Source organism: Pseudomonas sp. PDM01 (assembly GCF_014852325.1).
In the GTDB taxonomy this organism is placed as follows: Bacteria; Pseudomonadota; Gammaproteobacteria; order Pseudomonadales; family Pseudomonadaceae; genus Aquipseudomonas; species Aquipseudomonas migulae.
Window position 1 is genome coordinate 431,445 of sequence record NZ_JACVBK010000003.1, and the last position, 22,127, is coordinate 453,571.

General features: G+C 59.1%; 25 protein-coding genes and 1 tRNA gene. 16 read left to right on the top strand and 10 right to left on the bottom strand.

Features of this window, described 5'->3' with window-relative positions; genetic code table 11:
• Positions 1–9: 9 nt before the first annotated feature.
• Together IB246_RS09805 and IB246_RS09810 are read left to right on the top strand one after the other, a co-directional pair.
• Positions 10–1,329: a S41 family peptidase gene (locus tag IB246_RS09805; protein WP_008024923.1), complete on the top strand. Its 1,320-nt coding sequence runs from the start codon at positions 10–12 to the stop codon at positions 1,327–1,329.
• Between the two features lies 1 nt (position 1,330).
• Positions 1,331–2,098: a divergent polysaccharide deacetylase family protein gene (locus IB246_RS09810; RefSeq protein WP_008041001.1), complete on the top strand. Its 768-nt coding sequence runs from the start codon at positions 1,331–1,333 to the stop codon at positions 2,096–2,098.
• Between the two features lie 113 nt (positions 2,099–2,211).
• Here IB246_RS09810 and IB246_RS09815 read toward each other — a convergent pair whose 3' ends face one another.
• The 7 genes from IB246_RS09815 to IB246_RS09845 all read right to left on the bottom strand — a co-directional run bounded on the left by IB246_RS09815 (position 2,212) and on the right by IB246_RS09845 (position 8,031).
• On the bottom strand, positions 2,212–2,967 hold the full coding sequence (locus tag IB246_RS09815) for a substrate-binding periplasmic protein (protein WP_008041003.1): 756 nt from the start codon (positions 2,965–2,967) through the stop codon (positions 2,212–2,214).
• Positions 2,968–3,044: 77 nt separating this feature from the next.
• Complete coding sequence (gene hisF / locus IB246_RS09820; protein WP_008041004.1) at positions 3,045–3,815, bottom strand: imidazole glycerol phosphate synthase subunit HisF; 771 nt, start codon at positions 3,813–3,815, stop codon at positions 3,045–3,047.
• A gap of 9 nt (positions 3,816–3,824) precedes the next feature.
• A complete protein-coding gene (gene hisA, locus IB246_RS09825; RefSeq protein ID WP_008041005.1) occupies positions 3,825–4,562 on the bottom strand; it encodes a 1-(5-phosphoribosyl)-5-[(5-phosphoribosylamino)methylideneamino]imidazole-4-carboxamide isomerase in 738 nt (245 codons plus the stop codon).
• 42 nt (positions 4,563–4,604) lie between these two features.
• Positions 4,605–4,862 carry a DUF2164 domain-containing protein gene (locus IB246_RS09830; RefSeq protein ID WP_008024930.1) on the bottom strand — a complete coding sequence of 86 codons (258 nt, stop codon included), beginning with the start codon at positions 4,860–4,862 and terminating at the stop codon, positions 4,605–4,607.
• Positions 4,863–5,501, bottom strand: a complete 639-nt coding sequence (gene hisH, locus IB246_RS09835; RefSeq protein ID WP_008024932.1) for an imidazole glycerol phosphate synthase subunit HisH — start codon at positions 5,499–5,501, stop codon at positions 4,863–4,865.
• Positions 5,501–6,094: an imidazoleglycerol-phosphate dehydratase HisB gene (gene hisB / locus IB246_RS09840; protein ID WP_003218037.1), complete on the bottom strand. Its 594-nt coding sequence runs from the start codon at positions 6,092–6,094 to the stop codon at positions 5,501–5,503. Before hisB ends, hisH begins: the two co-directional genes overlap by 1 nt.
• 272 nt (positions 6,095–6,366) lie before the next feature.
• Positions 6,367–8,031 carry an OFA family MFS transporter gene (locus IB246_RS09845; RefSeq protein ID WP_008024938.1) on the bottom strand — a complete coding sequence of 555 codons (1,665 nt, stop codon included), beginning with the start codon at positions 8,029–8,031 and terminating at the stop codon, positions 6,367–6,369.
• A gap of 224 nt (positions 8,032–8,255) precedes the next feature.
• On the opposite strand from IB246_RS09845, the gene IB246_RS09850 reads away from it, so the two are divergent.
• The 6 genes from IB246_RS09850 to IB246_RS09875 all read left to right on the top strand — a co-directional run bounded on the left by IB246_RS09850 (position 8,256) and on the right by IB246_RS09875 (position 13,248).
• Positions 8,256–8,660: an acetyl-CoA sensor PanZ family protein gene (locus tag IB246_RS09850; RefSeq protein WP_008041009.1), complete on the top strand. Its 405-nt coding sequence runs from the start codon at positions 8,256–8,258 to the stop codon at positions 8,658–8,660.
• 70 nt (positions 8,661–8,730) lie between these two features.
• The gene (locus IB246_RS09855; RefSeq protein WP_008041010.1) at positions 8,731–10,956 is read left to right on the top strand and encodes an AsmA family protein; all 2,226 of its coding nucleotides are present in this window, start codon (positions 8,731–8,733) and stop codon (positions 10,954–10,956) included.
• Positions 10,953–12,020 (top strand): A/G-specific adenine glycosylase, encoded by a 1,068-nt coding sequence (mutY, locus tag IB246_RS09860; RefSeq protein WP_008041011.1) that lies wholly within the window; start codon positions 10,953–10,955, stop codon positions 12,018–12,020. Before IB246_RS09855 ends, mutY begins: the two co-directional genes overlap by 4 nt.
• Positions 12,017–12,289 (top strand): oxidative damage protection protein, encoded by a 273-nt coding sequence (locus IB246_RS09865; protein WP_008024947.1) that lies wholly within the window; start codon positions 12,017–12,019, stop codon positions 12,287–12,289. Before mutY ends, IB246_RS09865 begins: the two co-directional genes overlap by 4 nt.
• A 103-nt stretch (positions 12,290–12,392) precedes the next feature.
• Positions 12,393–12,468 (top strand) — tRNA-Phe (locus IB246_RS09870).
• Between the two features lie 318 nt (positions 12,469–12,786).
• A complete protein-coding gene (locus IB246_RS09875; RefSeq protein ID WP_008041019.1) occupies positions 12,787–13,248 on the top strand; it encodes a DUF4234 domain-containing protein in 462 nt (153 codons plus the stop codon).
• An 82-nt stretch (positions 13,249–13,330) separates the two neighbouring features.
• Here IB246_RS09875 and IB246_RS09880 read toward each other — a convergent pair whose 3' ends face one another.
• Entirely contained in the window at positions 13,331–13,780 is a 450-nt protein-coding gene (locus IB246_RS09880; protein ID WP_008041020.1) for a hypothetical protein, read from the bottom strand.
• A 261-nt stretch (positions 13,781–14,041) separates the two neighbouring features.
• Between IB246_RS09880 and IB246_RS09885 the strand changes: the two genes are divergently transcribed.
• From IB246_RS09885 to vapC, 6 genes are all read left to right on the top strand, one after another.
• A complete protein-coding gene (locus tag IB246_RS09885; protein WP_008041021.1) occupies positions 14,042–15,100 on the top strand; it encodes a PDDEXK nuclease domain-containing protein in 1,059 nt (352 codons plus the stop codon).
• Between the two features lie 69 nt (positions 15,101–15,169).
• Positions 15,170–16,138 carry an alpha/beta fold hydrolase gene (locus tag IB246_RS09890; protein ID WP_008041023.1) on the top strand — a complete coding sequence of 323 codons (969 nt, stop codon included), beginning with the start codon at positions 15,170–15,172 and terminating at the stop codon, positions 16,136–16,138.
• A 19-nt stretch (positions 16,139–16,157) separates the two neighbouring features.
• Complete coding sequence (locus IB246_RS09895; RefSeq protein ID WP_008041027.1) at positions 16,158–16,574, top strand: hypothetical protein; 417 nt, start codon at positions 16,158–16,160, stop codon at positions 16,572–16,574.
• A 6-nt stretch (positions 16,575–16,580) separates the two neighbouring features.
• Positions 16,581–17,033 carry a hypothetical protein gene (locus IB246_RS09900; RefSeq protein WP_008041028.1) on the top strand — a complete coding sequence of 151 codons (453 nt, stop codon included), beginning with the start codon at positions 16,581–16,583 and terminating at the stop codon, positions 17,031–17,033.
• A 179-nt stretch (positions 17,034–17,212) separates the two neighbouring features.
• The gene (gene vapB, locus IB246_RS09905) at positions 17,213–17,443 is read left to right on the top strand and encodes a type II toxin-antitoxin system VapB family antitoxin (protein WP_008041029.1); all 231 of its coding nucleotides are present in this window, start codon (positions 17,213–17,215) and stop codon (positions 17,441–17,443) included.
• Positions 17,443–17,850, top strand: a complete 408-nt coding sequence (gene vapC, locus IB246_RS09910; protein ID WP_008041030.1) for a type II toxin-antitoxin system tRNA(fMet)-specific endonuclease VapC — start codon at positions 17,443–17,445, stop codon at positions 17,848–17,850. The genes vapB and vapC overlap by 1 nt, the downstream gene beginning before the upstream one ends.
• Before the next feature lie 76 nt (positions 17,851–17,926).
• On the opposite strand, the gene IB246_RS09915 is transcribed toward vapC, so the two are convergent.
• A complete protein-coding gene (locus IB246_RS09915; RefSeq protein WP_008024966.1) occupies positions 17,927–18,253 on the bottom strand; it encodes a hypothetical protein in 327 nt (108 codons plus the stop codon).
• 368 nt (positions 18,254–18,621) lie between these two features.
• Positions 18,622–20,013, bottom strand: coding sequence for a GABA permease (gene gabP, locus IB246_RS09920; RefSeq protein WP_008041032.1), 1,392 nt, complete (start codon positions 20,011–20,013; stop codon positions 18,622–18,624).
• A 553-nt stretch (positions 20,014–20,566) separates the two neighbouring features.
• On the opposite strand from gabP, the gene IB246_RS09925 reads away from it, so the two are divergent.
• Positions 20,567–21,340 (top strand): ABC transporter ATP-binding protein, encoded by a 774-nt coding sequence (locus tag IB246_RS09925; protein WP_007897462.1) that lies wholly within the window; start codon positions 20,567–20,569, stop codon positions 21,338–21,340.
• Between the two features lie 13 nt (positions 21,341–21,353).
• On the top strand, positions 21,354–22,100 hold the full coding sequence (locus IB246_RS09930) for an ABC transporter substrate-binding protein (protein WP_008041033.1): 747 nt from the start codon (positions 21,354–21,356) through the stop codon (positions 22,098–22,100).
• The last annotated feature ends 27 nt before the right edge of the window (positions 22,101–22,127 follow it).

The window sequence follows — 22,127 nt, forward strand, 5'->3', positions numbered from 1 at the left end:
TCGTTCGACATGCTGCATTTGTCCCGTCTTACCTCGCTGGCCCTGACGATCGCCCTGGTGATCGGCGCGCCTCTGGCGTTCGCTGCTCAACCGGCTCCGGCGGTCGCGCCTGCGGGCACTGCTGCGACTACCAAGGCGCCGTTGCCGCTGGAAGAGTTGCGCACCTTTGCCGAGGTCATGGACCGGATCAAGGCAGCCTATGTCGAACCGGTGGACGACAAGACCCTGCTGGAAAACGCCATCAAGGGCATGCTCAGCAACCTCGACCCGCACTCCGCCTACCTGGGCCCGGAAGACTTCGCTGAGTTGCAGGAAAGCACCAGCGGCGAATTCGGTGGCCTGGGCATCGAAGTCGGCGCCGAAGACGGTTTCATCAAGGTGGTTTCGCCTATCGATGACACGCCCGCCTCGAAGGCCGGCATTCAGGCCGGCGACTTCATCGTCAAGATCAACGGCCAGCCGACTCGCGGCCAGAGCATGACCGAAGCCGTCGACAAGATGCGCGGCAAGATCGGCCAGAAAATCACCCTGACCCTGGTTCGCGATGGCGGCACGCCGTTCGACGTGACCCTGTCCCGCGCCATCATTCAGGTGAAGAGCGTGAAGAGCCAGTTGCTGGAGTCCGGCTACGGCTACATCCGCATCACCCAGTTCCAGGTCAAGACCGGCGAAGAAGTCTCCAAGGCCCTGGCCAAGTTGCGCAAGGACAACGGCAAGAAGCTCAAAGGCATCATCCTCGACCTGCGCAACAACCCGGGCGGCGTGCTGCAGGCAGCGGTGGAAGTGGTCGACCACTTCATCACCAAAGGCCTGATCGTTTACACCAAGGGCCGCATCGCCAACTCCGAGTTGCGCTTCTCCGCCACCGGCAAAGACGAAAGCGAAGCGGTGCCGATGGTTGCGCTGATCAACGGCGGCAGCGCCTCGGCCTCGGAAATTGTGGCCGGTGCCTTGCAAGACCAGAAACGCGCGGTGGTCATGGGCACCACCAGTTTCGGCAAGGGCTCGGTGCAAACCGTGCTGCCGCTGAACAACGATCGCGCGCTGAAGATCACCACGGCGCTGTATTACACGCCGAACGGCCGCTCGATCCAGGCTCAGGGCATCGTCCCGGACATCGAAGTGCGCAAGGCCAAGATCACCAGCGAGCAGGACGGCGAATACTTCAAGGAAGCCGATCTGCAAGGTCACCTGGGCAATGGCAACGGCGGCGCCGACAAACCGACCGGCTCCAGCGCCAAGGCCAAGGCAATGCCGCAGGACGATGATTACCAGTTGGCCCAGGCCCTGAGCCTGCTCAAAGGGTTGAGCATCACTTCCGGCCGCTGAGATGCGCCTGCGGTTGGTTCTCGGTCTGCTGTGCTGTCTGGCGGGTGTTGCTCACGCGGCGCCCGCCCCTCAAAAAGCCTACATCAGCCTGATCATCGATGACCTGGGGCAGAACCTGCCCCGGGATCGCCGCGTGCTGGCCCTGCCCGGCCCGGTGACCACGGCGATCATGCCCGACACACCCCACGCCACCGAATTCGCCCGCGAAGCTCATCGCGCCGGAAAAATCGTCATCCTGCACATGCCGATGGACCCCGCCACGGGACCGTTCGCCTGGCATCCCGAGCTGCCCATCGAAGAGCTGGAGAAGCGCCTCGACGCGGCGTTCAAAATGGTCCCGTACACAAGCGGCATCAACAACCACATGGGCAGTCGCATGACCGCACAGCAACCCGCCATGGCCTGGTTGATGGCGGAACTACAGCGGAGGCACAAGTTCTTCGTCGACAGCCGCACCAGCGCGCAAACCGTGGCAGCGGCCGAAGCGCAGAAGATCGGGTTGGCGAGTGTTTCGCGGGATGTGTTTCTGGATGATGAACGAACGGAAGCGGCGATCTTCACCCAGCTACAGACCGCGATCAATCTGGCACACAAGCAGGGTTCGGCGGTGATGATCGGGCATCCGTATCCGCAGACGCTGGCAGTGCTGGAGCGCGAATTGCCGAAGCTGAAAGCTCAGGGCATTGACTGGATTGATATCAAGTTGATGATCAGCGTGCGCAGTAACCGCGCAACGACTGCGCACGGCAAGGACGGCGTGTACCGCTAATCAACGGAACCACTGTAGGAGTCGGCTTGCCGGCGATGGCGGCCTCGAATCATGTATCGATTTCACTGCCGCCATCGCCGGCAAGCCGGCTCCTAAAAGGATTGGCTGGACGGTTAGAGATACCGCCCCATGATCTCGTCCACCACGCCTTCCTTGCGCAGCTGATCCAGCGCGGCTTGCAGCTTGGCGACGGTTTCATCCGGCACGTCTTTGTTCAGCGCCAAATACAACTCCGCACTGTTGAAGCGCAACACGGTCTTGAGCCCGGTGACACCGTCCTGACGCGCCAGGTAACGCCCGGCCGGGTCGCCCGTGGCCCACAAGTCGATCTGGCCGCTGGTCAGCTTCTTCGCGTTGTCCTGATCCCGCAGCACGACAATCGGCTTCAACCCTTGCTTGGCCAGCGTCTCGGCAATCGCATCGCCCTTGTACGCACCGATCTTGTATTTGCGCGCGTCTTCCAGCGTTTCCAGGCTGATCTTGCTGTCCGCCTTGGCCAGCATGATCCAGTCATCCGGACCGATCGGGCCGACCCACTTGAAGAGCTTCTCGCGGTCCGGCAATCGCGCCATCACAAAAACACCGTAACCGGGTTTTTCCAGGGCGAGTTTGTAGATTCGCTCCCAAGGGAAACGCAGGGTCAGGCTGTAGGTTACGTCGGCACGCTTGAACATCTCGCGGACAATGTCCACGGCGATGCCATTGATGTTCTCGTCCTGAGCGAAGTTCTTGCCGTTCTTGGCCATGTTGTAAGGCGGGAAGTTTTCCGTCAGCAGCACCAGGTCGGCGTCGGGATTTTCGGCGGCGTGCACGCCACTAATCTGCAATAGAGAAGCGCTGGCGAGGGCAAGAAGAAGGCGTTTGAGCATGTCTGGCTACCGAGATCCATGGCGTACCCAAGAGTGCCTTGAGCCCGCCATGATGTCCACTGGCCTGTATCGTTTGTTTAGCGCATCACGATGCCGCGATGGGCCATGTAGGCCTTGGCTTCCTGCACGGTGTATTCGCCGAAGTGGAAAATACTCGCGGCCAGAACGGCGCTGGCGTGACCTTCGATAATGCCGTCGGCCAAATGCTGCAGGTTGCCGACGCCGCCGGAGGCGATCACTGGAATACCCAGCGCATCGCTGATCGCACGGGTAACGCCCAGGTCGAAGCCGTTTTTCATGCCGTCCTGGTCCATGCTGGTCAGCAGGATTTCGCCGGCCCCCAGGCCTTCCATCTTCTTCGCCCACTCGACGGCGTCGAGACCGGTCGGCTTGCGCCCGCCGTGGGTGAAGATTTCCCAGCGCGGGGTTTCGCTCGGACCGGAGACCTTCTTCGCGTCGATGGCAACCACGATGCACTGCGAACCGAAATGCTGCGCCGCCTCACCCACGAATTCCGGGTTGAACACGGCGGCGGTGTTGATCGACACCTTGTCTGCGCCGGCATTCAGCAGGTTGCGAATGTCCTGCACGGTGCGCACGCCGCCGCCAACGGTCAGCGGAATAAAGACCTGGCTGGCCATGCGCTCAACGGTATGCAGCGTGGTGTCGCGACCGTCGACGCTGGCGGTGATGTCGAGAAAAGTAATCTCGTCGGCACCCTGCTCGTCGTAACGACGGGCGATTTCCACCGGGTCGCCGGCATCGCGGATGTTTTCGAACTTCACACCTTTGACGACCCGGCCGTTATCCACGTCCAGGCAAGGGATGATGCGTTTGGCCAGCGCCATGGTCAGTCCTCAGCCTTTGTACGAATCGCAGAAAGCTTGCGCTTCAGCGACGTCGAGGGTGCCTTCATAGATCGCCCGGCCGGTGATCGCGCCGATGATGCCCGGCGCCTTGGCGTCGAGCAGCGACTTGATGTCACCCAGGTTGTGGATGCCACCGGAAGCAATAACCGGGATCTTCGTGGCCGCAGCCAGCGCAGCGGTGAACGGCACGTTGCAGCCCTGCATCATGCCGTCTTTGGCGATGTCGGTATAAACGATCGCAGACACGCCGTCGGCTTCGAATTGCTTGGCCAGGTCGATGACCTGAACGGTGCTGATTTCAGCCCAGCCATCGGTGGCGACGAAACCGTCTTTGGCATCGAGGCCGACGATCACTTTGCCCGGGAACGCGCGGCAGGCTTCGGCGACGAACGCCGGATCTTTCACGGCTTTGGTGCCGATGATCACGTAGCTCACGCCCGCCTTGACGTAGTGCTCGATGGTTTCCAGCGAGCGGATACCGCCGCCGATCTGGATCGGCAGGTTCGGGTAGCGCTTGGCGATGGCGGTGACCACTTCGCCGTTGACCGGCTGACCTTCGAAGGCACCGTTCAGGTCGACCAGATGCAGACGACGGCAACCGCCCTCCACCCACTTGGCGGCCATGCTCACCGGGTCATCGGAGAACACCGTGGAATCTTCCATGCGGCCCTGGCGCAGACGAACACAGGCACCGTCCTTGAGATCGATAGCGGGAATAATCAGCATCTGGCAAACCTTCAAATTCGAGTGTTCAGCTTCGCTCGGAAATCAGTTTTTCTCGAGCGCCCACAAGTCGCTTTCGATGCTTTCGAACCTTTCTTTAAGGTGCGTCTGCACATCGAAAATCGCCCTGTTGTAATAGTGCGGCGCAATTTCACGGGTAAACAGCTCAAGGATTTCGGCCGCTTCGAACGAACCTAGGTCCAGTTCGAAGCGATCCTCCATGAAGCGCTTGATCTTGTGATTGGCCTCGTTCTCCTGCTCGGGAGTGAGGGTCAGGATCGGCGGCTTCTTCTTGACGGCCATTTACCAGCGACCATCCCACGCAGCGAAGTTCTGCAGCAATTGCAGGCCATGGGTATGGCTCTTCTCCGGGTGGAACTGCACGGCGAAACGCGAGCCATCGGCCAGCGCCGCAGCGAAATCGACACCGTAGTGACCGCCACCGACCACCTGCCGCGCGTTACCGGCAGCGATGTAGTAGCTGTGCACGAAGTAGAAACGCGCCAGGTCCGGAATGTTGTGCCACAGCGGGTGACTCACCGTCTGCTTCACTTCGTTCCAGCCCATGTGCGGGACTTTCAGGTGTTCGCCGTCTTCAACAAGGCCTTTGCCGAAGAACTTCACCGCGCCCGGGAACAGGCCGATGCAGTCGACGCCGTCGTTCTCTTCACTGCTGTCGAGCAAGGCTTGCATGCCGACGCAGATGCCGAGGAACGGACGGTCCTGGCTGACTTCACGCACCAACGAGTCGAAACCCAGGCGACGGATCTCCGCCATGCAATCGCGAATCGCACCGACGCCGGGGAAAACCACCCGGTCGGCTTCGCGAATCACGTCGGCATCACTGGTGATCAAGACCTTGCCGGCACCGACGTGCTCGAGGGCCTTGGCCACCGAGTGCAGGTTGCCCATGCCGTAATCGATAACCGCGACCGTCTGCATTACAGAACGCCTTTGGTCGATGGCATCTGACCGGCCATGCGGTCATCGAGCTCTACGGCCATGCGCAGTGCGCGACCGAAAGCCTTGAACACGGTTTCGATCTGGTGGTGGGTGTTGGTGCCACGCAGGTTGTCGATGTGCAGGCTGACCAGCGCGTGGTTGACGAAGCCCTGGAAGAATTCCTGGAACAGGTCAACGTCGAAACCGCCAACAGTGGCGCGGGTATAGGGAACATGCATCTGCAGGCCAGGGCGGCCGGAGAAGTCGATCACCACGCGCGACAGCGCTTCATCGAGCGGCACGTAGGCGTGGCCGTAGCGACGGATGCCTTTCTTGTCGCCGATGGCTTTGGCGAAAGCCTGACCCAAGGTGATACCGACGTCTTCCACGGTGTGGTGGTCGTCGATATGCAGGTCGCCCTTGCTGACGATATCCAGGTCGATCAGCCCGTGACGGGCGATCTGGTCCAGCATGTGCTCAAGAAAAGGAACACCGATATCAAATCGGGCCTTTCCGGTGCCATCCAGGTTGATCGAGGCTTTGATCTGGGTTTCCAGAGTGTCGCGCTCGACTGACGCCTTACGTTCGGCCATCACCAGCTCCGCAAAATCATTGGGCGAAAAAGGCAGCCATTATAGGGGCGCGGGGCCGAAACAGAAACACGATACGTGATATCGCTGACGGACTGGACCCAGTGCTGACGAGGATAGACATGTCAGTACAAGCCGATTTCATGGCCATACCGGAAACAAATGTGGGAGCGAGCCTGCTCGCGATGACGGAGTGTCAGCCACATAGATGTTGACTGACACTCCGTCATCGCGAGCAGGCTCGCTCCCACAGGGGTAATGCGTTTACCGTTTACTTAGTGGAACAGCACCGCAGTTTTTTGCAGGGTCACCCACACACCCCACGCCAACGGAATCCCCACCACCAGCCACGCTGCAATCGCCAACGGCTTGGTGCCCGACGCCGCCTTCCACTCCAGCGAGGTGCTGGCATCAGCCCCCTTGTCGTGGCCCAGCGCCTGTTCGGCGGCCAGTTCAGCGTCGGTCATGAAGTACTTGTCGGCCACCGGGCGCACCAGCAGGTTGCAGATGAAACCCAGCACCAGCAGGCCCGCGAGGATGTACAGCGTGATGTCGTAAGCGGCGGCACGTTCAACGCCGATGCTCAGCTGATACTCACGCAGGTAGTTCACCAGCACCGGCCCCAACACACCCGCTGCCGCCCAGGCGGTCAACAGACGACCGTGGATCGCACCGACCATTTGTGTACCGAACAGGTCCGCCAGGTAAGCCGGCACCGTCGCAAAACCGCCGCCATACATCGACAGGATGATGCAGAACGCCGCCACGAACAGCGCAACGTTGCCCAGGTGACCAAGGTTCGGGATCAACGCGTACAGCGCAAAACCCAGGGCGAAGAACACGAAATAGGTGTTTTTGCGGCCCAGGTAATCCGAGAACGATGCCCAGAAGAATCGGCCACCAATGTTGAACAGGCTCAGCAAACCGGTGAAGCCGGCAGCAATCGCGGCAATCGAGGCCAGTTGGCCTGCGTCGAGCTGACCAAACGTCTGGTCGGTGCCGAGCAATTTGCCGGCGAACACTTCCTGCAACAGCGGCGAAGCCATGCCGAGGATGCCGATACCGGCGGACACGTTCAGGCACAGCACCAGCCATACCAGACGGAATTGCGGGGTTTTCCACGCCACATTCACGTGCACGTGACGATGGGTGATCATTGCGTTCGAAGCTTTTTTCGCCGGAGCGGTCCAGCCTTCAGGCTTCCAGCCGGTTGGTGGTACGCGGTAGGACAGTGCGCCGCCGATCATGAACACGAAGTAGATCGCGGCCATCACCAGGAAGCTCTGCCACACGCCCACGCTGTCTGCCGAAGCGAAGTGCCCCATCAAGGCTGCGGCCAGCGGTGCACCAACCATCGCGCCACCGCCGAACCCCATGATCGCCATGCCGGTCGCCATGCCGCGCTTGTCCGGGAACCACTTGATCAGGGTCGAGACCGGCGAGATGTAACCCAGGCCCAGGCCGATACCGCCAATGACCCCGGAGCCGATCCACATCAGCCAGATCTGGTGCGTATACACACCCAGCGCCGAAATCAGCAGACCACCACACCAGCACAGTGCCGACACAACGCCAGCCTTGCGCGGCCCGGCGTGTTCCAGCCAGCCACCCCAGATCGCGGCCGAGCAGCCGAGGAAGATGAAGAACAGGGTGTAGATCCAGCCGAGCATCGAGATCGGCCAGTCGCATTGCGACGAGAACACTTGCGAGATGAAGCTCATGTCCGGTGCACAGGTCACCGCCTTGGTCACGCCCAGAGCTTTGGACAGTGGCAACCAGAACACCGAGAAGCCATAGGCCATGCCGATGCAGAGGTGGATGGCCAGCGCGGCCGGTGGCACCAGCCAACGGTTGAAACCGGGCTTGGCGATGATGCGCTCCTTGGACAGGAACGCAGGCTGGCCGGCATAGATGCCGTCCGCCGTGATGCTCGTGGTCATTGTGTATCCCCCAATTATTAGTATGGTTCGCCAGCCACTGCTCACCTCCAGCCTTTATGCGCACGCATGACTGTTTTTTTGAGGTAAAGCTCCATTTTGGTGCGACATCACGTCGCAGAAGGACGGACGAACCGGCAGAGGTTACCATTTGCACGTGACAGAAAAACCAAACTGATATCACGTTTTTGCAAGTCATCTGTTCTCGTACCACTGAAGGAACCGTCATGCCTGTCATCGTCGAGCTGCTGAACGAAGCCACCTACCAGGATCAGCAGGATTTGCAGAAGATTTACCGCGACGCGCCGGATTGGCTGTTCGCGCCGTTTGCCGATGATGTGCAGTTGATCGAAGGCTGCCTGCGGGACGGCTCGTTGATCGCCGGGCGTTTTAATGATCGCCTGCTGGGCGCGGCACGTTTGCAAAGGCACCAGGACGTCTGGCATCTGTCCCAACTGTGTGTACGAAAAATCACCCGTCGTCGTGGGGTTGCCGAGCGAATGGTGAACGAAGCGCAGAAACTGGCGTCGCAATCGGGTGCGACATTGCGCCTGCTGGCACCTGCCGGGCACCTTGAGTCCCAGGCGCTGGCGGCCAAACTGAAAGTGCCACTGGATGTGCTGCCGGGTTGATCGCTGACCGGTCGTCCACTTCTGAGCGCTATACTCCCCGGCTAAATCGACTAACTACAAGGACTCGCCCATGAAAGCGTTCGGCAAAATCCTGGGTCTGGTACTTCTCGGGTTGTTGCTGATCATTGTGGCGCTGGGCTTTGCCCTGACCCACCTCTTCGATCCCAACGACTATAAAGACGAGATTCGCCAGATTGCCCGCGACAAGGCCCACATCGAGCTGACGCTCAATGGCGACATCGGCTGGAGCCTGTTCCCGTGGCTGGGCCTGGAATTGCACGAAGCCAGTGTCGCGACCCTGGCCAAGCCCACCGAACCGTTCGCTGACTTGCAGATGCTCGGCCTGTCGGTGCGCGTGCTGCCGCTGCTGCGCCGTGAAGTGCAGATGAGCGACGTGCGCGTCGAAGGCCTGAACCTGCGCCTGAACCGCGACAAGGACGGCCACGGCAACTGGGAAGACATCGGCAAAGTGCCGGCGACTGCCAACTCGACCGCTCCTGCGGTCACTCCTGGCGAACCTGCACCGCAAACCACCGTTCAAGTGGAAAAACCGGCGCAGCCGATCCGTCTGGACATCGACAGCCTGACCGTCAACAACGCCCGCGTTGAATACAGCGACGAGAAAACCGGCCAGCATTTCAGCGCCGAAAGCATCCAGTTGAGCACCGGGCCGGTCCACGACTCGACCAACATCCCGGTCAAGCTCACCGCGTTCCTGGGCACCAATCAGCCCGTTTTGCGGGTCCGCACCGAGCTCAATGGCGAGTTGCGTTTTGAACGCGCCTTGCAACGCTACAAATTCGAGGACATGAAGCTGTCCGGCGAAATCGCCGGTGATCCGCTACAAGGCAAGACCGTGACCTTCGCCGCCCAAGGCCAGTTGCTGCTGGATAAAGCAGCGAACGTCGCCGAATGGACTGGCATCAAGATTTCCGCCAACCAGTTGCGCGCACTGGGCGAACTGAAGGTCAACGACCTCGACAAAACGCCGCAAATCAACGGCGGCCTTTCGATTGCCCAATTCGACCTGGCGAAATTCGTCGACAGCATCGGCCAGAAACTCCCGGCGATGGCTGAAGGCAGTTTGAGCAAAGTTGAACTGGTCAGCCGCATTGCCGGTACGCCGACCAGTCTGGTGCTCGACAACATCAACCTGAAAGTCGATGACAGCACCTTCAGCGGTCGTATCGCCGTCGAGGATTTCGCCAAGCAGTCGCTGCGCGCCACGCTCAAGGCTGACACCTTCAACGTCGACCGCTACCTGCCGCCAAAATCCGCCGAAGCCAACAGCGCCACGCAAGTGCGCCAGGCCGAAGTGGCCAGCACCGAAGCCGATGCCATGGCCGGCGCAGGCAGCACACCGCTGCCGGACAAGCCCACCAAAGACGCGTGGAGCAACGAGCGCCTGCTGCCGGTGGAACGCCTGAGCAAACTCGACGTGGATGCTGACCTGACCTTTGGCCAGTTGACCCTCGACAAGCTGCCGATCCAGAACGCGGCGCTCAAAGCCAATGGCAAGGAAGGCCTGCTGACGCTTGAGAACCTGCGCGGCGACCTGTACGACGGCACCTTCGAATCCAGGGGCACCCTCGACGTGCGCCAACAGGCACCAGCGCTGAACATGCAGACGCGCATCAGCAAAGTGCCTGTGGAAAAAATCCTCGAAAGCCAGGGTAAAAAACCGCCAGTCAAAGGCCTGGTCACGCTCGACAGCAATCTGACCGGCAATGGCAACAGCCAGAAAGCGCTGATCGAAACCCTCAACGGCAATGCCAGTTTCGTCATCAACAACGGCGTGCTGCTCAATGCCAACCTCGAACAGCAACTGTGCAAAGGCATCGCCACGCTCAACCGCAAAACCCTCAGCGGCGAGCCACGCGGCAAGGACACGCCGTTTCAGGAGCTCAAGGGCAACCTGACCTTCCGTAACGGCGTGGCCAGCAACCCGGACCTGAAAGTGCGCATCCCGGGCATGACCGTGAATGGCGACGGTGACGTCGACCTGCGGGTGCTGGGCATGGACTACCGCGTTGGCATCATCGTCGAAGGCGATACCAGTGCCATGCCGGATCCGGCCTGTCAGGTCGGCGACAAATTTGTCGGCATCGAATGGCCGCTGCGCTGCCGTGGCCCGCTGGAACTCGGCGCCAAGGCTTGCCGCCTCGACAACGAACGCATGGGCCAGGTCGCGTCCAAAATGGCGGGCGACAAAATCAGCGAAAAAATCGACGAGAAGCTTGGCGACAAAGTCAGTCCCGAGCTGAAAAACGCATTGAAGGGGCTGTTCAAGCGATGAGATCCGAGCAGTTTTCATCGGCGGTGCTGGACTGGTACGACCGCCACGGCCGCCACGATTTGCCTTGGCAGCAAGGCATCACACCGTATCGGGTGTGGGTCTCGGAGATCATGTTGCAGCAAACCCAGGTCAGCACCGTGCTGAATTACTTCGACCGGTTCATGGCCTCGCTGCCGACGGTCGAAGCCCTGGCCGCCGCGCCGGAAGACGAAGTGCTGCACCTGTGGACCGGCCTCGGTTACTACACCCGCGCGCGCAATTTGCAGAAGACCGCGAAGATCGTCGTCGCTGAGTACGGCGGCGAATTTCCGCGGGATGTGGAAAAGCTGGTCGAGCTGCCGGGGATCGGCCTGTCCACGGCGGGCGCCATCGCCAGCCTGAGCATGGGCCTGCGGGCGCCGATCCTCGACGGCAACGTCAAACGCGTCCTGGCGCGCTTTACGGCGCAAGAGGGTTATCCGGGCGAGCCGAAGGTCGCGAAACAGCTGTGGGCGAACGCTGAGCGCTTCACGCCGCATGATCGGGTCAACGCCTACACCCAGGCGATGATGGATCTGGGCGCCACGCTTTGCACTCGCAGCAAACCGAGCTGCCTGCTCTGCCCGCTGGAAAAGGGCTGCGAAGCGCACATGCTCGGCCTGGAAACCCGCTACCCGATCCCGAAGCCACGCAAAGCCGTGCCACAGAAGCGCACGCTGATGCCGATGCTCGCCAACGGAGACGGCGCGATTCTGCTTTACCGTCGCCCTTCCACGGGCTTGTGGGGCGGTCTGTGGAGCCTGCCGGAGCTCGACGACCTCGACGACCTGCAACATCTGGCCTCACAGCACTCGCTGGAGTTGGGCAGCCAACAAGCGCTGCCGAGCCTCGTACACACGTTCAGCCATTTTCAGTTGTCCATCGAACCCTGGCTGGTTCAGGTCCAGGAGACCGGCCATCACGTGGCCGAGGCCGACTGGCTCTGGTATAACCTCGCCACCCCGCCGCGCCTGGGCCTTGCCGCCCCGGTCAAAACCTTGCTCGAACGCGCGGCCGCCGTATTGAACGCAGGAGAGTCGTCATGACCCGCACCATCATGTGCCGCAAGTACAAAGAAGAATTGCCAGCCCTGGAGCGCGCTCCATTCCCGGGCGCCAAAGGCCAGGACATTTTTGACCACGTCTCGGCGAAGGCCTGGGCCGACTGGCAGAAACACCAGACGCTGCTGATCAACGAAAAACGCCTGAACATGATGAACGCCGAAGACCGCAAATATCTGCAAGGCGAGATGGACAAGTACTTCTCCGGCGAGGAATACGCCAAGGCTGAAGGCTACGTTCCGCCTGCAGAATAATCCCGCTTTATCGGGGGTCGGAACGTAAGCGACGGTAATAATTAAATTTTTTTTGAAAACTTGCTTGACGACCCCCTGAAAAACCCGTTTAATGCGCCCCGTTGCCCAGATAGCTCAGTCGGTAGAGCAGGGGATTGAAAATCCCCGTGTCGGCGGTTCGATTCCGTCTCTGGGCACCAAATACCGAAAACCCTGAATCGCAAGATTCAGGGTTTTTTTATGCCTGCGATTTAACGAAGTCCGGCACACGGCAGTGGAAGCGACGGATCGACGATCCAAAAACAAAACTCGCCTTCAGCAAGGCTCTATAGTAGCGTTGTGCCACAAGCTCGACCGACACCACGGAAACCCGTCCGGTCGATTTCAATGCAATCCACTGCCCCACGGCGCAGTTGGAATACGCACCCAAAAGGACAGGTAACAACGCAAGGAATGCCTCCCCCCGCAGTAAACACCAGCGCTACACATCCCCTTAAGCCAAAGGACATGGAAAAGTTATGTCAACAATCAATGAACTAAAAGACAAGATCGATACGAAGACCTGGAACCTGGTGTTGCTCTCCATCGCCACTGCCGGGATCTATCTTATTTTGTGGCTATACAAAAACAGCAAAATCATCAGCGATACCACCAAAGTCCGATTGGTAGATGACGCTTACATTATCTGGATCGCTGTATGCGCCGGCTTAAGCGGCACATTCTCCAACCTGGGCAACGTGGCTCTGGATTTCACGTCCGCAGTTCTCGGCCTTGCCAGTGGCGTGCTGTACATCGTATGGGCATTCAAGGCTAAAACGGCGCTGACGGAATATGCCCTCAGCGAGCACAAGGTCGACCTGCGAATGAACGCCTTCTACACGTTCCTGTTCAACGTGTACTACATCAACTACTGCATCAACGATCTGCCGGAAGAACAGCGTAAGCAGCAGATCCTGAGAGGCCAGACCGCTCAAGCCTAAAACCACGCAATGGGCGGACAGATGATTTTCTGCCGCCCATTCGCTGGAACAAAGGCATCGGCCGGCCAACTCCGGCCAACTGCTAGCTTTCACCGGCCCAGTGAAAGACCAGATTACGTGCAGGGCCACTTCCTACGTCGGCACTATCACGCCGCACTTCTCCATGTCGCGTAGCAACCACGGTGTATTTGCCGGGCGGTAGCTGGACATAAACCAGCGGGCCAGCCTCGTTCAGCGTCAACACGGTTTGCCCTTGGGCTTTCTGAATGACCACGTCGACGTCGGGAATGTATTTATTCTCCGCCCCGACCGAAAACGTCATGTGCAAGTTATAGCCAGCCGTTTGCTGGATGGCCTTCGACTCATCCAGGCCTATACCGCCGGACAGATAAGTAATTCCGTTTTGCTCCTGCGGTTGAACTTGCACGCCAGCGCTGTCGATTGGTTCAAGACTGGCGGCAGACGACATCACCGGGAACATCAACATGCCCACCGCGGCGATGGGCAACGCAAGGGAATGCACGTACTTCATGATCACGCCTCCCGGGCTCCATGGAACCCATTTGTCATGCCTTTTAGATTTCCTCTCGAACGCCCGGGTTTTAGATTGATTGGTACTTGGGCTCACTACGAAATGGACTACACGTTATATTCCTGAAGCACGACTTGCCGTCGGAGCGATCCCGCAAACCCAATCGGGCTTTCCTTCCGGCTTACCAGCCACGCCCGGCATCGCTGCCCCCACCTCCACTGCCATCCTCTTCTGCCTGTTCATTCCTTTGCAGAAGACGCCATGAGCTCACTCAAACCCGCTAACACTCAGGATGCACAACTCGCCTCACTACTCGGCAATCTTGGAGAGCTGATTCGTGATGCACGGCAGAAAGTGCTACGCACGGTCGATACGGTCCAGGTACAAACTTGCTGGCAGATTGGGAGGCATATTGTCGAGTTCGAGCAGGAAGGGGCTCGACGGGCGGGGTACGGAAAGCAATTGCTGGCAACGCTGGCGCAGAGCCTGACAGCAGAATTCGGGAAGGGCTTTGATAACTCCAATCTTCGCTACATGCGCCTGTTTTACCAAGCATTCCCAATTCGTGACGCACTGCGTCACGAATTGAGCTGGACCCACTACCGCAGGCTTCTGCGCGTCGATAGTGACACCGCGCGCACGTGGTATATGGACGAAGCTGCCAACCAAAACTGGTCATCCCGCGCCCTGGAACGCCAGATCAACACCCTCTATTACGAGCGCCTGCTCACAAGCCGCGATCGACCTGCCGTCCGGCAGGAAGCCGCCACCAACATCCAGAAAATGAAAGCACACCCACGAGACTTCATCAGGGACCCGGTGATGCTGGAGTTTCTTGGCTCAACCAACGCAGGTTTGACTCAAGAAACCAATCTGGAGCAAGCATTGATCCATCAGCTTCAAGCCTTCCTGCTGGAACTGGGTAGAGGATTTGCCTTCATCGCTCGCCAGCAACGCATCAGTACCGAGAGCAAAGACTTCTACATCGATCTGGTGTTTTACAACTACGTACTCAAGTGCTTCGTCATCTTCGATCTGAAGCGCGGCGAACTGACCCATCAGGATGTTGGCCAGATGGACATGTACGTACGCATGTATGACGACCTCAAGCGCGGACCGGAAGATGGCCCCACCGTCGGCATCATTCTCTGTGCGAAAAAAGATGAATCAGTGGTGCGCTACTCGGTGCTGAAAGACAACGAACAACTCTTCGCCAGCAAATACAAAACAGTCCTGCCCAGCGAAGACGAACTCCGCACTGAACTGGACCGGGAGCAGGCGGCAATCGAGGAGCGACTGCTCGATCAGATCCCCCTGTGAACACAGATGGATTGTCCACCCGCCGCACGAAGACTATCGTTGGCAGCTACCCGCAAAGGTCTGAAGCCGATGAATTTGCAGGACATGTCACTGGCCCCCACTCAAATCGAGTTGCCGCTGCCAACTCCCGTTTCTGGCGAACCATTCAAAGAGCCCGCCGCAGACGGCTTCATCCTCGGCGGTTTCACTTGGCGGCACGCCTTTCAGGACCTTGTGCGCCCGATCGTCATCATCAACGCCGCCACCTCGGTTCGCTGCCGTCACTATTCGCGCTTCGCCGATTACCTGTTCGCCAACGGCTTCGATGTCATCACCTATGACTACCGTGGCATCGGCGAATCACGCCCTGCGTCATTGAAAAATCTCGACGCCTCATGGACTGATTGGGGCGCGCTGGATTTCGAGGCGATGCTCAAGCGCGCTGAGCGCGAATTTCCCGGCCAGCCCATCGATGTCGTCGGCCACAGCTTTGGCGGCTGTGCGGCGGGCCTGGGAGCCTCAGGGCAGCTGATTCGGCGTCTGGTCACCGTCGGTGCGCAATTCGCCTACTGGCGCGACTACGCGCCCGCTCATCGCTGGAGGATGTTCGGCAAGTGGCACGTGGTGATGCCTCTGATCACAATGATCTATGGCTACTTCCCCGGAAAGCGTCTTGGCTGGCTGGAAGACACGCCCGCCGGTGTCGTTAGGGACTGGAGCACGCCCACGCGCCGATATGAAACGCGGCCCAGCGGTCGCACGCTGGCCAAAAAACCAGGGGCGACGATGAAAGCCAGGACACTGGCCATCAGCATCACAGACGATCCTTACGGCACGATCCCGGCCATCGAACGCCTGCTCGGCTACTTCAGCGGCGGTACGAACACTCACTGGCGAATCGCCCCCGAAGACATCGGCGAAGCAGAAGTCGGACATTTCGCCTTTTTTCGTAGCGCATACCAAGCCACACTATGGCCCATTGCATTGTCCTGGCTGCAGAGCGGTGAACTGGCCCCCGATACCCCCGGGCGGACAGTACCGCGCAGCGAGTCCTTTTAACGCACGACGGATCAAAACCATGGCCTCCGCCAACAAGCAGCAAAAACGCGCCACCCGCGCCAAAGCCAAGGCCAAGCAGAACCGCACCCAGCGGGCTGCCGCGCCGGTCGAGCTGGACCCGAACGATGATCGCATCGACTTTGAATCGGTGGACCTCACCGAGCTGTTCAAGAAAATGATCGACGCCGAAAAAACCAGTCAGCAAGCCATGTGCATCGCTTTCCTTGAAGACCCATTGCTGGAACTGGTGTACGAGCAGGAAGGCGAAGAAGGCGCGATGGACTTCATCCTCGCCGCGCTGATCGAGTACCGCCAATGGTCCACCGAAGTCGATGAAGCCGGCGCCCTGGCGTGGATCGAATCCCCGGCCTTCCAGGCCGACTATGTAGCGGCCTCCGACATCATCGCAGCCCAAACCCAACAGAAACCGAACTGAGTTCCCATGGCCTCCCTGAACAAGCAACAGAAACGCGCCAAGCGCGCCAAGATCAAAGCCAAACAGATCAACATCCACGGCAGAAAACCCGCCGCGCTGGACGATGACTTGGGTGAAATCGGCGAGCCGATCCCGGAATACACCCTGGCGATGTTCAGCAAGATGCGCGACGCCGAAGCTGTCGGCCGCAGTGAAATGCTCTCCGTGCTGCTGACGAACCTCGCCTTTATCATCATTGACCATCCAGAACTGCTGGACATGGAAAACGCCGACGACGAAGGCATGGCCGCCACTCACCTGGCCGCCGACATGTTGATCGACTACCGCATGTGGGCCGACGGCATGGATCGCGAAACCGCCCAGGCATGGCTGACCGACCCGCAATTCATCACCGACTTCGGCATTGCGCTGGACAGCTATCGTCAGTCGCCGGATGCACAGGAAGAAAAGGGCGAATAAAAGCCCTCAGAAATAAAAACGGCCGCTTGTCATCACTGACAGCGGCCGTTTTTTTGTACGCAGCAAACCGGAAAATGTGGATGACCTCCCGTCAGCGGCAATGTATATCCCATTGACATATCCCTTTATAAAACTATTCTTCAGACTTACTACACCCACCAATGCTTGAGGAGGCAAAAATGGAACAGACAACGCTTTTCATGAGCAATCGAAGCCAGGCCGTTCGCCTTCCCAAAGCTGTTGCAATGCCTAGCGATGTAAAAAGAGTGAACGTGGTCGCCATCGGCCGCGCTCGCATCATCACACCGGCAGACGAGACATGGGACAGCTGGTTCGACGGGGACAGCGCAAGTGCAGACTTTATGACCGATCGCGACCAACCCGCTGATCAGGAGCGCGAGTCGTTCTGATGATCAAGTTCATGCTCGACACCAACATCTGCATCTTCACCATCAAGAACAAGCCGCAAATCGTAAGAGAAGCTTTCAACCGTCATGACGGACAGTTGTGCATCAGTGCGGTGACGCTGATGGAGCTCATCTACGGCGCCGAAAAATCTGCGACCCCCGAAAAGAATCTGGCGGTGATCGAGGGCTTGGCGGCTCGCCTCGAAGTCTGGCCTTTCGACAATGAAGCAGCTGCACACACCGGAATGATTCGATCCGAGCTTGCGAAGGCGGGAACACCCATAGGCCCCTATGACCAAATGATTGCCGGACATGCGCGCTCGCGTGGACTCATTGTGGTAACCAACAACCTGCGAGAATTTGAGCGGGTCAAAGGTTTACGCGTAGAAGACTGGGCTCATCCGGATTGAATTAAACGCAGCCAACAAAAACGGCCGCTTGTCATCACTGACAGCGGCCGTTTTTTTACAAACCTGAAAACAACAATCAGGCAGCCGCAGCTTCCAGACGTGGAATTTCCATCCCGACCTTGGCGCTGGCATAGCTCAGGTCACCGCTGGCGATGGATTGAGCCTTGAAACCGGCGCCGATCAGGTCGCGCACGTACAGCTTGTTGTAGATGAACATGAACACGAAGTTGCTGAGGCCGAATGTGAAGCACGCCACGATGAACATGATCGCTGCCCACTTGATGTCGCCACGGAACAGTGGCGGCAGGAAGCCGAAGAAAAACACGGTCCACGAGAAGCCGATCGGGGCTTCCTTCATGGCTCCGGTATTAGGGTTTTTGAACACAACCGATGTAAACGCCATGCCTGTCTCTCCTTGATGCCCCAATGGGTAAGCTGAATGGCCGGGCTAGCTCCATACAGCGCTGGCTCGTGACTGCCGCGCAAACGGCAGGCGCACGCAAATGCATCTGTGACACGCATCAGATGAGGGAGCAGGCAAGAAAGGGTCGAGGGGCTTTAGCCGGGAAGGCTGGGGCGTCGAACAATCCGTGTCCTGAAACTCCATTGCATCCCGCAACAGCGAGATACACATTCGGCAAGGAGGCTACTATCTCGACATCATCGTGTCCATCAGAGAGCCGACCGATAAAGCCCCTGAATGAAAGCAAAAACGACCGCGATCATGGCTGATGGCGGTCGTTTTCAGTACATCGACAGTGTGCGTAAAGCTTAGCGCGCCACTGCGCCAACCAGTTGCTCATTGCGACGACGGCGCGCCACCAGCAAACCGGTAGCAACCACCAGAGCACTCAGCAAACCGGTCGCGAGGATCTCCACACGATGGGCGTCCTGGAACAGCATGATGGTCAGGGCCGCGACGATGAAGACGATCACCGCGTAGGTCAGGCCCGGGAACAGCCACATGCTGAAGGCGATTTTCTCACCGCGGGCCATACGCTGTTTGCGCATGCGCAATTGCGAGATAGCGATCACCAGGTACACCAGCAAAGCGATGGCGCCGGAGCTGGCCAGCAGGAATTCGAACACGGCGGCCGGAGCCACATAGTTGGCGAATGTTGCCAGGAACGCTGCGCCCGTGGACAGCATCACCGCCCAGTATGGCGTGCCACTTTTGTTGGTGCGCGTGGACACGGCCGGTGCATCACCGCGTTTGCCCAGGGAGAACATCATGCGCGACGAGGTGTACAGCGCCGAGTTCAGGCAGCTGGTCACAGCAACCAGTACCACGATGTCGACGATCATCTTGGCGTTCGGGATGCCCATGCGTTCAAGCACGGTCTGATAGGAACCGACGCTGGCCAGAACCGGGTCGTTCCATGGCACCAGGGCCACGACGATGAAGATCGAAACGAGGTAGAACAAACCAATCCGCCAGATCACCGAGTTGGTGGCCTTGGAGATTTGCTTGCCAGGGTTCTTCGATTCTGCGGCCGCGATGGTCACGATCTCGGTGCCCATGAAGGAAAACATGGTCGTCAGGATCGCGCCCAGTACCGCGCCCATGCCGTTTGGCAGGAAGCCCTGAGTGTCGAAAATGTGCGAAACGCCGCTCACCTGGCTGTTCGGCAGGAAGCCGAAGATCGCCGCGAGACCCAGAATGATGAAACCAATGATCGCCACGACCTTGAGCAGGGCGAACCAGAACTCGAACTCGCCGTAGTTCTTCACGCTGAACAGGTTAGTGATAGTCAGCAGCATCGTGATGACCAGGGCGAAAGCCCAGATGTCCACGCCAGGGAACCAGGCGTGCAGGATGGTCGCGGCGGCGTTGGCCTCCAGCGGGATCACCAGCACCCAGAACCACCAGTACAACCAGCCGATGGTGAAACCGGCCCAGTGACCGATCGCGCGATCGGCGTATGTCGAGAAGGAGCCGGTGTCTGGCGAGGCAACCGCCATTTCACCCAGCATGCGCATCACCAACACCACCAGCATACCGGCGGCGGCATAAGCCAACAGCACGGCCGGGCCTGCTGCAGCAATAGCGTGGCCCGAGCCAACGAACAGGCCGGCGCCGATAACACCGGCAATCGACAGCATGGTCACATGACGCGGTTTGAGCCCCTGTTCGAGGCCGTTAGAGCTTTGGGTATTGCTCATTGAAACTACCTTTGTAAGGAAAAGCGAATGCGTGCATCCCGTCGTGAACTCTCTTCTGTAAAAAGAAACCAACGGGGCGTTCCGGAATCTGCACGCAATAATTGCGCCAAAATGTTTCAAAACCCTCTAACCCGGCGATCTCACCCTGACCGGACAGTCATCGCAAGTCATTGAAAATAATGGCACTTCGCCAGAGCGTTACCCTGCGACTCACTTAAGGAACGAATCTGCGCACCGGAAACACACCCAACAAATGCTCAACGCACAATAAAAGTGCGGTTCAGGAACGTTTGGCCGGTTAGCGCTTCCAACACCCCGCCAAAGCTGGCAACATCGCGCCCTTTTTTACGGGACAGCCGCGCCACATCGGGTTCAAACGGCTGTTCGGTTGATAGCAGCGCGACAGTCTGCTGTACCGATGCGACAACCTGTCACATGCCACCCGTTTACCGCCCGTAGCGCTGTTGGCTGCCATTCAGACGCTATGCTAGGTTGGCCGCCTCGCCAGGAAGGCCCGCCAACAGCAGGAGCGCAACATATATGAGGAACGCACATGGCTGAGGCCACGCCCGCGCTTGAAATCCGCAACTTGCACAAACGCTACGGACAGCTTGAGGTGCTCAAAGGCATCTCGCTGACCGCCCGCGACGGCGATGTGATCTCGATCCTGGGTTCCTCCGGTTCCGGCAAGTCCACGTTCCTGCGCTGCATCAACCTGCTGGAAAACCCGCACCAGGGTCAGATCCTGGTGGCCGGAGAAGAACTCAAGCTCAAAGCCGCCAAGAACGGCGAACTGGTCGCAGCCGACGGCAAGCAGATCAACCGCCTGCGCAGCGAGATTGGTTTTGTGTTTCAAAACTTTAATCTGTGGCCGCACATGAGCGTGCTCGACAACATCATCGAGGCCCCTCGCCGCGTGCTCGGCCAGAGCAAGGCCGAAGCCATCGAAGTCGCCGAAGCCCTGCTGGCCAAGGTCGGCATCGCCGACAAGCGTCATGCGTACCCGGCGCAACTGTCTGGCGGCCAGCAACAACGCGCGGCCATTGCCCGCACGCTGGCGATGCAACCCAAGGTGATCCTGTTCGACGAACCCACCTCCGCCCTTGACCCGGAAATGGTCCAGGAAGTACTTAATGTCATCCGCGCACTGGCCGAAGAAGGCCGCACCATGCTGCTGGTCACCCACGAAATGGGTTTCGCCCGTCAGGTGTCCAGCGAAGTGGTGTTCCTCCACCAGGGCCTGGTAGAAGAGCAAGGATCGCCACAGCAGGTGTTCGAAAACCCGCTTTCGGCGCGCTGCAAACAATTCATGTCCAGCAACCGCTAACGGAGCTACCCGCATGCAGAACTACAAAAAGGTCTTCCTGGCAGCCGCCGTCACCCTGGCGTTCAGCGCCGGTGCCATGGCCGAAACCCTGAAGATGGGCATCGAAGCGGCCTACCCGCCGTTCAACAACAAAGATGCCAGTGGCAATGTCGTCGGCTTCGACAAGGAAATCGGCGACGCCCTGTGCGCCAAGATGAAAGTCGAATGCACCGTGGTCACCTCCGACTGGGACGGCATCATTCCGGCACTGAACGCCAAGAAGTTCGACTTCCTGATCTCCTCGATGTCTATCACCGATGAGCGCAAGCAGGCCGTCGACTTCACCGACCCGTACTACTCGAACAAGCTGCAATTCATCGCCAAGAAAGACGTCGACTTCAAGACCGACAAGGATGCGCTGAAAGGCAAAGTGATCGGCGCCCAGCGCGCGACACTGGCTGGCACCTGGCTCGAAGACAACATGCCTGGCGTTGAAACCAAGCTTTATGACACCCAGGAAAACGCTTACCTCGACCTGACCTCCGGTCGTCTGGACGGCATCCTGGCGGACAAATACGTCAACTACGAGTGGCTGAAAAGCGACGCCGGCAAGCCTTACGAATTCAAAGGCGACCCGGTGGAAGAAAGCGACAAGATCGGTATCGCCGTTCGCAAGAACGACCCGATCCGCGAGAAGCTGAACGTCGCACTGAAAGAAATCGTTGCTGACGGCACCTACAAGAAGATCAACGACAAGTACTTCCCGTTCAGCATCTATTGATACTGACCTGCCGGACCGGCGCCGTTT

Excerpts from the sequence above, each read along its gene's own strand:
- IB246_RS09805 (WP_008024923.1), top strand. The coding sequence starts at position 10 with ATGCTGCATTTGTCCCGTCTTACCTCGCTGGCCCTGACGATCGCCCTG.
- IB246_RS09810 (WP_008041001.1), top strand. The coding sequence starts at position 1,331 with ATGCGCCTGCGGTTGGTTCTCGGTCTGCTGTGCTGTCTGGCGGGTGTT.
- IB246_RS09815 (WP_008041003.1), bottom strand. The coding sequence starts at position 2,967 with ATGCTCAAACGCCTTCTTCTTGCCCTCGCCAGCGCTTCTCTATTGCAG.
- hisF (WP_008041004.1), bottom strand. The coding sequence starts at position 3,815 with ATGGCGCTGGCCAAACGCATCATCCCTTGCCTGGACGTGGATAACGGC.
- hisA (WP_008041005.1), bottom strand. The coding sequence starts at position 4,562 with ATGCTGATTATTCCCGCTATCGATCTCAAGGACGGTGCCTGTGTTCGT.
- IB246_RS09830 (WP_008024930.1), bottom strand. The coding sequence starts at position 4,862 with ATGGCCGTCAAGAAGAAGCCGCCGATCCTGACCCTCACTCCCGAGCAG.
- hisH (WP_008024932.1), bottom strand. The coding sequence starts at position 5,501 with ATGCAGACGGTCGCGGTTATCGATTACGGCATGGGCAACCTGCACTCG.
- hisB (WP_003218037.1), bottom strand. The coding sequence starts at position 6,094 with ATGGCCGAACGTAAGGCGTCAGTCGAGCGCGACACTCTGGAAACCCAG.
- IB246_RS09845 (WP_008024938.1), bottom strand. The coding sequence starts at position 8,031 with ATGACCACGAGCATCACGGCGGACGGCATCTATGCCGGCCAGCCTGCG.
- IB246_RS09850 (WP_008041009.1), top strand. The coding sequence starts at position 8,256 with ATGCCTGTCATCGTCGAGCTGCTGAACGAAGCCACCTACCAGGATCAG.
- IB246_RS09855 (WP_008041010.1), top strand. The coding sequence starts at position 8,731 with ATGAAAGCGTTCGGCAAAATCCTGGGTCTGGTACTTCTCGGGTTGTTG.
- mutY (WP_008041011.1), top strand. The coding sequence starts at position 10,953 with ATGAGATCCGAGCAGTTTTCATCGGCGGTGCTGGACTGGTACGACCGC.
- IB246_RS09865 (WP_008024947.1), top strand. The coding sequence starts at position 12,017 with ATGACCCGCACCATCATGTGCCGCAAGTACAAAGAAGAATTGCCAGCC.
- IB246_RS09875 (WP_008041019.1), top strand. The coding sequence starts at position 12,787 with ATGTCAACAATCAATGAACTAAAAGACAAGATCGATACGAAGACCTGG.
- IB246_RS09880 (WP_008041020.1), bottom strand. The coding sequence starts at position 13,780 with ATGAAGTACGTGCATTCCCTTGCGTTGCCCATCGCCGCGGTGGGCATG.
- IB246_RS09885 (WP_008041021.1), top strand. The coding sequence starts at position 14,042 with ATGAGCTCACTCAAACCCGCTAACACTCAGGATGCACAACTCGCCTCA.
- IB246_RS09890 (WP_008041023.1), top strand. The coding sequence starts at position 15,170 with ATGAATTTGCAGGACATGTCACTGGCCCCCACTCAAATCGAGTTGCCG.
- IB246_RS09895 (WP_008041027.1), top strand. The coding sequence starts at position 16,158 with ATGGCCTCCGCCAACAAGCAGCAAAAACGCGCCACCCGCGCCAAAGCC.
- IB246_RS09900 (WP_008041028.1), top strand. The coding sequence starts at position 16,581 with ATGGCCTCCCTGAACAAGCAACAGAAACGCGCCAAGCGCGCCAAGATC.
- vapB (WP_008041029.1), top strand. The coding sequence starts at position 17,213 with ATGGAACAGACAACGCTTTTCATGAGCAATCGAAGCCAGGCCGTTCGC.
- vapC (WP_008041030.1), top strand. The coding sequence starts at position 17,443 with ATGATCAAGTTCATGCTCGACACCAACATCTGCATCTTCACCATCAAG.
- IB246_RS09915 (WP_008024966.1), bottom strand. The coding sequence starts at position 18,253 with ATGGCGTTTACATCGGTTGTGTTCAAAAACCCTAATACCGGAGCCATG.
- gabP (WP_008041032.1), bottom strand. The coding sequence starts at position 20,013 with ATGAGCAATACCCAAAGCTCTAACGGCCTCGAACAGGGGCTCAAACCG.
- IB246_RS09925 (WP_007897462.1), top strand. The coding sequence starts at position 20,567 with ATGGCTGAGGCCACGCCCGCGCTTGAAATCCGCAACTTGCACAAACGC.
- IB246_RS09930 (WP_008041033.1), top strand. The coding sequence starts at position 21,354 with ATGCAGAACTACAAAAAGGTCTTCCTGGCAGCCGCCGTCACCCTGGCG.